Raw genomic sequence first — 11,336 nt, forward strand, 5'->3', positions numbered from 1 at the left:
TATTACAGGGTTAATTTTTGTACTAAATCTTCAAATTTCTTTACCGTTTCCTCCATGGAAAGTTCTGATTTTCCACCGGCAGCATTGCGATGACCGCCACCATGGAAATGATCTCTTGCGAATTGATTGACATCAAAATCACCTTGAGAACGAAATGAAATTTTAATTACTTTTTCTTCTCTGTTTTCAATAAAAATTGCGGTAAAGTTAATTCCTTTGATGCTTAATCCGTAATTTACGATTCCTTCTGTGTCTCCTTTTACATAATCAAAAGAGTTTAATTCGTCTTGTGTCAATGTTATATAGGCTGTTTTATGCTCTGGAATTACTTTCATGTTTTGTAGCGCTCTACCTAACAATTGCAAACGCCCGTATGAACTGTTGTCAAAAAGTAAAGTTGGAATCTCCGTGTTTTCAACACCTAAATCAATTAATTCGGCAATAATTCGATGCGTTGTTCCGGTTGTTTTTGGGAAACGAAAAGAGCCTGAATCCGTAAGAATTCCGGTGTAAATACAAGTCCCAATAGTTTTGTCGATATCTGCTTTTTTCCCAAGAAGACAAATGAAGTTGTATAACATCTCGCAAGTAGATCCAAAAGAAGTATCTGAATACATAAATGCAGCGTAATCATCCGGTTTTTGATGATGGTCAATCATGATGAACGGAGCGGTTAGTTTTTCAAGTACCTTTTCCATTTCACCTGTACGGTGTAAAGCATTAAAATCTAAAGTAAAAATTAGCTCTGATTCTTCAAGAATTTTAGTGCAGTTTTCTTTGTCTTTTTCGTATATTTTAACGGTTTCTGATCCCGGCATCCAAGCCAGAAAATCAGGAAATTCATTTGGAGAAACCACTACCGGACGGTGGTTATTTTTTAATAAAAAATGATACAGTCCTAAAGTAGAACCCATAGCATCGCCATCAGGGCCTCGGTGTGGAATTATGGCAATTTTTTTTGGAGTTGATAATAACAACTGTATCGCTTGAATGTCTTGTATTTTCATAGATTGCGAAATTACATTTTTTTAATGTAAAGTTGAAATCATTAACACGATTTTCACCTATTATAAAAGGTCAATATCTTTATTCTTAATTTTTTGGTATAAACGGTATTTTGGACCTTTTACAATCTGGGCTTGGTAAATCCCCACAGATCCCGAAGAAAAATATGCGATTAAACAAGCGATGCCAATAAAAACACCACTTTCTATTCCAAAAAGTTCTAGTCCCATTACAGTGCAGGCAATAGGTGTATGGGTTGCTCCCGAAAAAACGGCGACGAATCCCATTCCGGCCAAAAGTGCGATAGGCAAAGGAACGACTACTGATAAAGCACTTCCTAAAGTGGCTCCAACAAAGAAAAGTGGAGTTACTTCACCACCTTTAAAGCCAGCACCAAGTGTAAAACCAGTAAATAGTATTTTAATTAGAAAATCATAGGAAGCATTTGGAGTCGAAAAGGCATCAACAATCATTGGAATTCCTAAACCGATGTATTTAGTGGTACCTATAAAATAAATTGAAGCTGCAAGAATAATTCCGCCAATAAAAGGACGAAGCGGGGGGAACGGTATCGTTTTCGAAAATAAAGTTTGCCACAAGTGGGTGCTTCGGGAAAATAGCATGGCGGCAAAGCCAAATAACAAACTGACGAAAATCGTCCAAAGTAAGTTGATGAAAGTAATTTCAGGAACAACAGGAATGCTGTAAAGGGTATGTTCTACTTGCCAAAGCTCGACCGTAAAATAAGCTGCGTAAGCCACTATAAAAGAAAGGACAATACTCTTGAAATTAATTTTACTGAAATATAAAACTTCCAAAGCAAATAAGGCTCCCGCCAAAGGTGTTCCAAAAATGGAAGCAAACCCGGCACTGATTCCTAAAATCAGGACTGTCTTTCGTTCCGAATTATCAAGTTTGAAAAGGCTTGTGAATTGATCGGCTATTGCTCCTCCCATTTGTACTGCTGTTCCTTCACGACCTGCGGAACCTCCAAAAAGATGGGTGATTAATGTTCCAATAAGTACCAAAGGCACCATTTTTAGAGGAATGGTTTTTTTAGGATTGTCGTATTCTTCTAGTAACAGATTATTGCCTTTTACCACTTCTTGGCCCAAATAGTAATAGCCTAATCCTATAATCAGACCTCCTATTGGCAAAAGCCAAATAATCCAATTGTTGTTTTCTCTAGTTTGTGTAACCCATTCTAAAGCAACCAAAAAAAATGCCGAAGCCGTGCCTGAAAAAAGTCCTATTAATGTGCAAATGGAAATCCATTTGGCGGCAAGAAATATGATTTTTTTTATTTTTTCTAAATTCATTAGATTCAAAATTAGAATTGACTCGGATTTTTTTTTGCTAAAGTATTACAATCCTTCTTGAATTAATGGTTTTTCAGTGGCTATAGCTGTAAATTCTATTTCTACCAGATATTCAGGACCTACCAATTTGCTGATTTCATAAAAACCAGTGGTAGGTTTTATGTCTTTAAAAAATTTAGCGTGAGCAGAAGCAACAGCTTCAAAGTTGTTAATGTCAGTAGTAAATATTCGAGTGCGAATAACATCTTTCATTCCTACATTAAGATCTTCGAGCACTTTCTCTACTCTTGTAAGAATGTTTAGTGTTTGAGCATGCGCATCATTAGCTTTTACAACCTCGCCATCAACAATTGCCACTGTCCCGGAGACTTCAATGATATTTCCAATACGAACTGCTCTACAGTAGCCCATTTTATCTTCCCACGGTGAGCCTGTCAATATATTTTCTCTTTTCATTTTTACTTATTTAGGTGGTTAATAGCGCTTGATTTTCAAGGTTTAAAATTGATTTCAAATTTTTGGTATATTTTTTGCAATTTATAAAAAATAGTAAAATAAAAAATGCTGGTTTTTAATTAAAAAGTTCAATTTTTATAAAGGTATTCTAGGAAATTAAATGTTCTTAAATGTAATAAAATTGATAATTGAATGTTATAAATGAAAGTTAAATTACAAGACGTTTGTGATTTAATGCCATCAGTTTTTTTATTTTTAAAAAAAAATAAGCAGTAAATAAATTAAAATACAAGCAATGAAGAGGATTCTATTTTTAATAATGATAGTTGGTATGTCTTTGAGTGGATATGCGCAAAACGAATTTAGCAAAAAATTTAAAGCGGTTGCGCCTAAAAATAAGGGTCTGAAAGTTAAACAATTAACTCCGTCAAAGGTAAATTTGCCCGAAATTAAACCTTATGTACCGGCTGAGATTCCCAAGAATGATTTTATTGTGCCCAAAAATGATGCTATTATTCCAGGAGAGGTTTATAAAAAAAATCAGAATTTAGGTAATTTCAAAACGAATTCAGTTACAGCCAAGGTAAGATATCGTGATGCCGCCTATGTGGATGGCGATAAGATTCGAGTATATTTAAACGATAAGATGATTCAGCCTGAGGTTATTTTGAATGGAGAATTTAAAGGCTTTGAAATCAAGTTGGAAAAAGGCGTTAACAAGATAGATTTTGAAGCATTAAACGAAGGCTTTGCTGCACCTAATACGGCAGAATTTCAGGTTTATGATGACAAAGGTACGGTTGAGGCATCAAATCAATGGAATATTGGGCTGGGTTATAAGGCAACCATTATATTAATGAAAGAATAATATAGAGGTTCTAAATTGATTTACTGCAACTCTAAATGTTATATTGGATTTTTACTGTTGTGAAGTAGTAGTTTTAAAATTAAAAAAAATGATTAAATAACTTTGATAGTATATGAAACAGGTTTTGTTGTTTATAATGATTTGTATTACACTAAATGGCTATGCTCAAAGTGAGTTTAATTCCAATAAGTTTAAGGCGATTGCGCCGATAAATAGAACTTCAAAAATAAAAAAAGTGATTCCACCGGAATCGACTTCGCCTCCTATAACGACGCCAAATGTTTTTAAAAGTCCGGATCTTATAAAGCCAAAGCCCAATTCTTTATTGACGCCTGCTAGCAATTTTTCAATGGTTATTAAAAATGAGTTTATTAATCCAGGAGACGTTTATAGAGATAAACTCAATAAAAAGGTGGATAACGAAGAAGGAACGGTTTATAGGAGAAATCAAAATTTAGGTGATTTTAAAACTGCTTCGGTTACTGCCAAGGTACTTTATCGAGATGCAGCTTATGTTGATGGTGATCAGATTCGGGTATATTTGAATGACAAAGTGATTCAATACCAAGTGAATTTGGACAGTGATTACAAAGGCTTTGACATAGTCTTGGAAAAAGGATTCAATAAAATAGATTTTGAAGCATTGAATCAAGGGAGTTCGGGTCCAAATACAGCTCAATTTCAAGTATTTGACGATAAAGGAGCTTTGATTTCCTCGAGTCAATGGAATCTTGGAACGGGTTTTAAAGCTACCATTATACTTGTAAAAGAATAAAATAGCCTAATAAAAGGAATAAAAAAACCCGTTGGACGTAAATCTCCAACGGGTTTTCTTTTGCTTTATTTTTTTTTAAAACGGATCAGCCGTAACTCTAAATTTCATATCCGCTTTTACTGTTATGTCTTTGGTTAGGGTTTCTTTAATTACCGCTTTTGTTCTTATTTTATAGCTGGATGCTTTAATGTATTTGTCTAATTTTGCATCTGTTAATGTTAGATTTAACACGTTAGTGGTAGAATTAATGTCATCTAAATAAGCTAGTTCTATTTCATCAGTTGAATCCGTTGAAATGTATAAATGAATTGATCTTAAGAAACTGAAAGTTTTATCTGTGGGGTTAGTAATGGTTACTTTAAGTTCTTTTAATCGTGCATCCTTTACTAAATTAGCATTAGTGTTATTATTTTGAAATTCAGCACTTGAATTTGTAGTAACATCTGGCGTAATTACTTCAGAAGCGGTATTAAGAGGAAATCCACTTGCAATGGTGAAAGAAGTTTGATTAGAAATGGTGAAGGTCAAAAGTTGATCTACCACATTGCATGACGCTAAAAATAGGACTAATAGGGTAATTAGAGTGTACGTTTTTGTTTTCATTTAAATTATTTTATTAGTGTAAGATTGATTTTTGTTATATTTAAGGTGCAAAAATATAAATATATACGGTACAATAACTCTTTTGGTTTTTAAATATTGTCGTGTTAATAAGATTAAAAGCAATTATAAATGACCAAAGAACAAAATAAATTGAAGATTTTTAAAATTCAATTTTTCAATTCAAAATATAAAAAGTATTTTTGCGCATGCAACACAACGTACTTATTTTAGATTTCGGATCGCAATATACACAGCTTATTGCGCGTAGAGTTCGCGAATTAAATATATTCTGCGAAATTTTCCCATACAATCATTTTCCGAGTGATTTATCATCTTATAAAGCAGTAATTCTTGGAGGAAGCCCTTTTTCTGTTAGAGGAGAAGATGCGCCTCATCCTGATTTATCTCAAATTAGAGGAAAACTTCCTTTGCTAGCCGTATGTTACGGAGCACAATACTTATCTCATTTTAGTGGAGGTGAAGTTGCAGCTTCGAACACCAGAGAATATGGTAGAGCTAATTTATCTTTTATAAAAGAAAATGAAGTCTTCTTTGAAGGTGTTTCAGAGAATAGTCAAGTTTGGATGAGCCATAGTGATAGTATCAAGTCCTTACCAACAAATGGAGTGAAAATTGCAAGTACACATGATGTAGAATTTGCAGCGTATAGAATTGAAGGTGAAACAACATACGCTATTCAATACCACCCAGAGGTTTTTCACTCGACAGATGGAGCGAAAATGCTGGAAAACTTTTTAGTAAAAATTGCTGATGTTCCTCAAAATTTTACACCAAATGCTTTTGTTGAAGAAATGGTGGCTGAATTAAAGGAAAAATTACAGGATGATAAAGTGGTCCTAGGTCTTTCTGGTGGGGTAGATTCTACCGTAGCGGCAGTTTTGTTGCATCAGGCAATTGGAAAAAACTTATATTGTATTTTTGTAAATAACGGTTTGCTTCGTAAAAACGAATTCCAAAATGTATTAGATCAATACAAAGGGATGGGTTTAAACGTAAAAGGAGTGGATTCAGGAGATCGTTTCTTATCTGAATTAGCCGGCGTAAGTGATCCGGAAACCAAACGTAAAATTATAGGACGTGTATTTATTGAAGTTTTTGATGATGAATCACACCTTATAGAAGATGTAAAATGGTTGGCACAAGGAACCATTTATCCAGATGTTATTGAATCAGTTTCCGTAAAAGGACCATCAGCTACTATCAAATCGCATCATAATGTTGGAGGTTTGCCTGATTACATGAAATTAAAAATTGTAGAACCGTTACGTATGCTTTTCAAAGATGAAGTGCGTAGAGTAGGAGCTTCATTAGGAATAGATCCAGAATTATTAGGAAGACACCCTTTTCCAGGTCCTGGATTGTCAATTAGAATTTTAGGTGATATTACTCCAGAAAAAGTACAGATTTTGCAAGATGTGGATAAAGTTTTTATCGACGGATTAAAATCTTGGGGATTGTATGACAAGGTATGGCAAGCCGGAGCTATTTTGCTACCGGTAAACAGTGTAGGTGTGATGGGTGACGAGCGTACCTATGAAAAAGTAATTGCACTTCGCGCTGTTGAATCAACAGATGGTATGACTGCTGACTGGGTTCATTTACCGTATGATTTCTTGATGAAAGTGTCAAATGATATTATTAATAAGGTAAAAGGCGTTAATAGAGTCGTTTATGACATTAGTTCAAAACCGCCTGCAACAATAGAATGGGAATAGACCTTTAGATATAATTCCTTCTCTTTGAGCGTAATTATTTTTTAATGTCCTTTATATAAACGGTATCAGATTTTGGAATAAAATTTGATACCGTTCTGTTATTAATAAGTGAATAATTTTTTATAAATAAAAATGATGAAGTATTTTATTACAGTTTGTATGGCTTGTTTGTTTTTTACGTTCAGTGTTTCCTCACAAGAAAAAAACATTACACATAAAGTAGAAAAAGGAGAAACAATCACTCAGATTGCTCAAAAATATAATGTCACTCCAAATGACATATATCAATTAAACCCCGATGCGCAAAGCGGTTTAAAACCAAACAGTATTTTGTTGATTCCAAAAAGTGCAACAAAGAAAACTACAGTTGCCCCAGTTAAAACGAATTTACAAGCCAAAACCCATCTGGTAATAGCTAAAGAAACGCTCTTTGGTATTGAGAAGAAATATGGAGTTACTGATGAGGCATTGAAAAAAGCGAATCCTTTTCTCGAAAAAGAAGGATTGCAAATAGGACAAACACTAATTATTCCTTCAAAAGCAGCAACGAAGGCTTCGATTGCAACTGAAAAACCTTCAACTGTAAAAAAAGAAGCAGTAGTCTATCATGAAGTTCTAGCTAAGGAAACGAAGTATTCTATTGCTAAAAAATACGGAATTACCATTGCTGAGCTAGAGAAAAAAAATCCTGAGGTTGTTTCTAATTTACCCATTGGATATAAATTGATTATTAAAGGAAATGTTTCAAAAGCAGTTAAAACTGCTGCAGTAACTGAATCGAAAAAGGAAACTGTAAATCCTTCTGCGGTAAAAGTAACCACCCCAATAAATTATTGGAATTATGAAGTAAAATCTAAAGAGACACTTTATAGTTTATCAAAAATGTTCGGGATGAGCCAGGAGAAATTGATTGCTTTAAATCCTACTATGGCTTATGGTGTAACCGAAGGAATGACTCTGAAAATACCGTCTACTGTGTCAATGCCGCAGGAAAGTAAAAAAGAATACAGCAGTTTGTCTAAAAAAAGCGGGAATAACGACCGAAAAAAAATAGTGTTATTGATGCCTTTTAATATGAATACAAGTGAAGGAGATACAATCAATTCGACTGTTATACGGTTGAAAAAAGATAAGTTTTTAAATATGACTTTGGATTTTTATGCGGGAGCTATGTCAGCTATAGATTCGGCAAAACAACTAGGACTTAATATTGATGTGAGTGTTTTCGATTCTCAGGAAACAAAAAATGCATCAAACGTAGCTTCTATAATCAAGGAAAATAATCTTGAAAATGCCAATGCGATAATTGGACCTTTTTATCAAAGTAATGTAGAGAAAACGGCAGAATTGTTGAATTTAAATCAAGTACCTGTAATTTCGCCTTTATCAAAAGACGTAGGAAAATCATTTAGTAATTTATACCAAACAATTCCAACGGTTCTGGCTGTTAAAAATGCAATGTTTGATTATATGAGATCAAAGGGCGGAAATGTAATAGCGGTAATCGATAAGAAAAAAGAATCGGTTATACAGTATATCAAAGAAAATCAAAAAGACGTACGATTCTCAACTCTTAATTCAAACGGAAGCTTGTCAGCTGAAAATTTAAAGAGTTTGTTCGTTAAAGACAAAATAAATTACGTGGTTATGGAAACTGGAAATACCAGTATGATAAAAGCAACTATTGCGACTATGATGAGTTCTATGGCTACATATAAGGTGCAATTAGTTATTTTAGAGCCAAATGAAACATTAGATACGGATGAAATAAATTTCGTGAATCTGACAAAATTAAAAATGATGTATCCATCCATGACTCGTGATAATGAATCAGCAGGAGCGTTGCAATTTGAAAAAAGCTTCAAAAAAATAAATAAAATTTCCCCGAATATTTTTGCGACTCGTGGTTTTGATATTACTTTTGATACCATGATGCGACTATCGCAAGGCAAGACATATCAGGAAACGGCTGATGCTATGGCAACGGAGCAAGTAGATAATAAATTTGAATATTATAAAAAACCAGACGGAGGTTACACGAATAAAGGAGTTTATATCTTGTACTACGACACTGATTTGACCATAAAAGAAGCAAATTAAAAATATTCAGTAATTAGTCGGACAGTAGAATAAATAATAATAAAATTATGACATCAAAAGTAACTTACTTAGGCGATTTAAGAACGTCATCAATACATGTGCAATCTGGAAATGAAATCATATCGGATGCACCTTTAGATAATAATGGAAAAGGGGAAGCTTTCTCTCCAACGGATACAGTTGCAAATGCTTTAGCAAGTTGTATGATGACCGTTATGGGAATAAAAGCTCGTGATATGAATGTAGATTTAAAAGGATCTACCGCTGCCGTAACAAAAATAATGAATGCCGAACCAAGAAGAATAGGTGTTATAGAAATTACGTTTGAAATGGAAGGAACAAATGATCAAAAGGACATAACTATTCTGGAGAGAACCGCAATGACCTGTCCTGTTTTTATGAGTTTGAATACAGAAATAGAGAAGAGAATTACTTTTAACTGGAAATAAATAATGTTTAGAAGCAAGAGACAGCAACAAGAAAGCGTATTTACTTCTTGTTGCTGTCTCTTGCTTTTTTATTAAAATAAAATGAATCAAAACCAAAAAAAGCTAATTAAACTAGCTCATACTAAAATGCCTTTTGGTAAATATGAAGGCAAGTTTCTTATCGATTTGCCTGAATATTATGTTGTTTGGTATAGTAATAAGGGATTTCCAAAAGGGGAGTTAGGCGAGCAGTTGCAATTGATTTACGAATTAAAACTCAATGGTCTTGAAGAGTTAATTAGAAATATAAAAAAACGGTACCCAAAACCGATTTAATTTTCAAATTGACAATTTATAATTGTACTTTTGCCAAGTTTTTTACATAACTACAATACAAACAACAACAATAACAACAGAATGAATCAAACGAAATATATTTTTGTTACAGGTGGTGTGACTTCTTCTTTAGGAAAAGGAATTATTGCGGCATCTTTGGCAAAATTGTTACAAGCAAGAGGGTATCGTACAACTATCCAAAAGTTTGACCCGTATATTAATGTCGATCCAGGTACTTTAAATCCATATGAACATGGAGAATGTTACGTAACTGATGATGGGGCAGAAACGGATTTAGATCTAGGACACTACGAGCGTTTCTTGAATGTTCCTACCTCTCAAGCCAATAATGTTACTACTGGAAGAATTTATCTTTCGGTTATTGAAAAAGAAAGAAGAGGAGAATTTCTTGGTAAAACGGTACAAGTTGTGCCTCATATCACCAATGAAATTAAGGATAGAATGCAATTACTTGGTAAATCAGGTGATTTTGATATTGTTATTACCGAAATCGGTGGAACGGTGGGAGATATTGAATCCTTGCCTTATATTGAATCAGTTCGTCAATTAGTTTGGGAATTGGGAGAGCATAACGGTATTGTTATTCATCTTACTTTAGTGCCTTATTTGGCCGCTGCTGGTGAGCTGAAAACTAAACCAACTCAGCATTCTGTGAAAACGTTGATGGAAAGTGGTATTAAAGCTGACATTCTGGTTTGTAGAACAGAGCATGAAATTTCAGAGGAGTTACGTAATAAATTGGCTTTGTTTTGTAATGTAAAAAGAGAGGCAGTTATACAATCTATAGATGCTTCAACAATTTACGAAGTACCTAATTTAATGCTTGAAGAAGGACTCGATATTGTAGCTTTAAAGAAGTTGGATTTACCTAAAAAAGCCGCTCCGGATTTAAAAAACTGGAATACTTTTTTACGCAGATTAAAACATCCTAAACATGTCGTTAATATTGGTTTGATTGGGAAATATGTAGAAATGCAAGATTGTTATAAATCTATTTTAGAGGCATTTATTCACGCAGGTGCTGCAAATGAGACCAAAGTAAATGTGATTTCAATCCATTCGGAACATATTGATGCTACTAACATCCAAGAGAAATTAGCGGGTTTAGATGCTATTCTTGTTGCACCAGGTTTTGGTGAAAGAGGAATTGAAGGAAAAATAGAAGCGGTTCGTTACGCACGTGAAAATAAAGTTCCGTTTTTCGGAATTTGTTTGGGTATGCAAATGGCAATTATTGAATATGCAAGAAATGTAGAAGGTCTGGCTGACGCCAATTCGACTGAAATGAATGAAAAAACGGCACATCCTGTTGTTAATTTAATGGAAGAACAAAAAACCATTACTGATAAAGGTGGAACAATGCGTCTTGGAGCATGGAAATGTGATTTAAAACAAGATTCGTTGGCTTATAAAATATACGGTAAAGAATCTATTTCTGAGCGTCACCGTCATCGTTATGAGTACAACAGTAACTACGTTGCTCAATTACAAAATGCGGGATTGATTGCTTCAGGAGTAAATCCAGATACAGGATTGGTTGAAGTGGTTGAAATTGAAAATCATCCATTTTTTATTGGGGTTCAATACCACCCGGAATATAAAAGTACCGTTGCAAACCCACATCCTATATTTGTGAGTTTTGTAGCAGCGGCCGTTCAAGCAAAGAAAAAATAGTTCTTGTTTTTTGAA

11 protein-coding genes are annotated in these 11,336 nt (G+C 33.9%); 7 read left to right on the plus strand and 4 right to left on the minus strand.

Annotated elements, in window-relative coordinates:
- Window positions 1-2 precede the first annotated feature (2 nt).
- From ACFX5F_RS05020 to ACFX5F_RS05030, 3 genes are read right to left on the minus strand one after another with little or no spacing between them, the layout of a single operon-like run.
- Window positions 3-1,007, minus strand: coding sequence for a DHH family phosphoesterase (locus tag ACFX5F_RS05020; RefSeq protein ID WP_379850516.1), 1,005 nt, complete (start codon window positions 1,005-1,007; stop codon window positions 3-5).
- Window positions 1,008-1,067: 60 nt separating this feature from the next.
- Window positions 1,068-2,324 (minus strand): voltage-gated chloride channel family protein, encoded by a 1,257-nt coding sequence (locus ACFX5F_RS05025; protein WP_379850518.1) that lies wholly within the window; start codon window positions 2,322-2,324, stop codon window positions 1,068-1,070.
- Between the two features lie 45 nt (window positions 2,325-2,369).
- Window positions 2,370-2,780 carry a RidA family protein gene (locus ACFX5F_RS05030; RefSeq protein ID WP_379850520.1) on the minus strand — a complete coding sequence of 137 codons (411 nt, stop codon included), beginning with the start codon at window positions 2,778-2,780 and terminating at the stop codon, window positions 2,370-2,372.
- 295 nt (window positions 2,781-3,075) lie between these two features.
- Between ACFX5F_RS05030 and ACFX5F_RS05035 the strand changes: the two genes are divergently transcribed.
- A complete protein-coding gene (locus ACFX5F_RS05035; RefSeq protein ID WP_379850522.1) occupies window positions 3,076-3,648 on the plus strand; it encodes a hypothetical protein in 573 nt (190 codons plus the stop codon).
- A gap of 112 nt (window positions 3,649-3,760) precedes the next feature.
- Window positions 3,761-4,423 (plus strand): hypothetical protein, encoded by a 663-nt coding sequence (locus ACFX5F_RS05040; protein WP_379850523.1) that lies wholly within the window; start codon window positions 3,761-3,763, stop codon window positions 4,421-4,423.
- A 75-nt stretch (window positions 4,424-4,498) separates the two neighbouring features.
- On the opposite strand, the gene ACFX5F_RS05045 is transcribed toward ACFX5F_RS05040, so the two are convergent.
- Entirely contained in the window at window positions 4,499-5,026 is a 528-nt protein-coding gene (locus ACFX5F_RS05045) for a hypothetical protein (RefSeq protein ID WP_379850525.1), read from the minus strand.
- A 206-nt stretch (window positions 5,027-5,232) separates the two neighbouring features.
- Between ACFX5F_RS05045 and guaA the strand changes: the two genes are divergently transcribed.
- The 5 genes from guaA to pyrG all read left to right on the plus strand — a co-directional run bounded on the left by guaA (window position 5,233) and on the right by pyrG (window position 11,321).
- Window positions 5,233-6,762 carry a glutamine-hydrolyzing GMP synthase gene (gene guaA / locus ACFX5F_RS05050; RefSeq protein WP_379850527.1) on the plus strand — a complete coding sequence of 510 codons (1,530 nt, stop codon included), beginning with the start codon at window positions 5,233-5,235 and terminating at the stop codon, window positions 6,760-6,762.
- A gap of 132 nt (window positions 6,763-6,894) precedes the next feature.
- Complete coding sequence (locus ACFX5F_RS05055) at window positions 6,895-8,862, plus strand: LysM peptidoglycan-binding domain-containing protein (protein ID WP_379850529.1); 1,968 nt, start codon at window positions 6,895-6,897, stop codon at window positions 8,860-8,862.
- 47 nt (window positions 8,863-8,909) lie between these two features.
- Complete coding sequence (locus ACFX5F_RS05060; RefSeq protein WP_073206598.1) at window positions 8,910-9,311, plus strand: OsmC family protein; 402 nt, start codon at window positions 8,910-8,912, stop codon at window positions 9,309-9,311.
- A gap of 81 nt (window positions 9,312-9,392) precedes the next feature.
- A complete protein-coding gene (locus ACFX5F_RS05065; RefSeq protein ID WP_379850531.1) occupies window positions 9,393-9,626 on the plus strand; it encodes a DUF3820 family protein in 234 nt (77 codons plus the stop codon).
- An 81-nt stretch (window positions 9,627-9,707) separates the two neighbouring features.
- Entirely contained in the window at window positions 9,708-11,321 is a 1,614-nt protein-coding gene (gene pyrG / locus ACFX5F_RS05070; protein WP_379850533.1) for a CTP synthase, read from the plus strand.
- Window positions 11,322-11,336: the final 15 nt, after the last annotated feature.

The organism is Flavobacterium zhoui (assembly GCF_042787235.1).
GTDB classification, from domain to species: Bacteria; Bacteroidota; Bacteroidia; order Flavobacteriales; family Flavobacteriaceae; genus Flavobacterium; species Flavobacterium zhoui.

Bases quoted from the DNA above. Each gene is read 5' to 3' on its own strand.
- ACFX5F_RS05020 (WP_379850516.1), bottom strand. From the start codon at position 1,007: ATGAAAATACAAGACATTCAAGCGATACAGTTGTTATTATCAACTCCA.
- ACFX5F_RS05025 (WP_379850518.1), bottom strand. From the start codon at position 2,324: ATGAATTTAGAAAAAATAAAAAAAATCATATTTCTTGCCGCCAAATGG.
- ACFX5F_RS05030 (WP_379850520.1), bottom strand. From the start codon at position 2,780: ATGAAAAGAGAAAATATATTGACAGGCTCACCGTGGGAAGATAAAATG.
- ACFX5F_RS05035 (WP_379850522.1), top strand. From the start codon at position 3,076: ATGAAGAGGATTCTATTTTTAATAATGATAGTTGGTATGTCTTTGAGT.
- ACFX5F_RS05040 (WP_379850523.1), top strand. From the start codon at position 3,761: ATGAAACAGGTTTTGTTGTTTATAATGATTTGTATTACACTAAATGGC.
- ACFX5F_RS05045 (WP_379850525.1), bottom strand. From the start codon at position 5,026: ATGAAAACAAAAACGTACACTCTAATTACCCTATTAGTCCTATTTTTA.
- guaA (WP_379850527.1), top strand. From the start codon at position 5,233: ATGCAACACAACGTACTTATTTTAGATTTCGGATCGCAATATACACAG.
- ACFX5F_RS05055 (WP_379850529.1), top strand. From the start codon at position 6,895: ATGATGAAGTATTTTATTACAGTTTGTATGGCTTGTTTGTTTTTTACG.
- ACFX5F_RS05060 (WP_073206598.1), top strand. From the start codon at position 8,910: ATGACATCAAAAGTAACTTACTTAGGCGATTTAAGAACGTCATCAATA.
- ACFX5F_RS05065 (WP_379850531.1), top strand. From the start codon at position 9,393: ATGAATCAAAACCAAAAAAAGCTAATTAAACTAGCTCATACTAAAATG.
- pyrG (WP_379850533.1), top strand. From the start codon at position 9,708: ATGAATCAAACGAAATATATTTTTGTTACAGGTGGTGTGACTTCTTCT.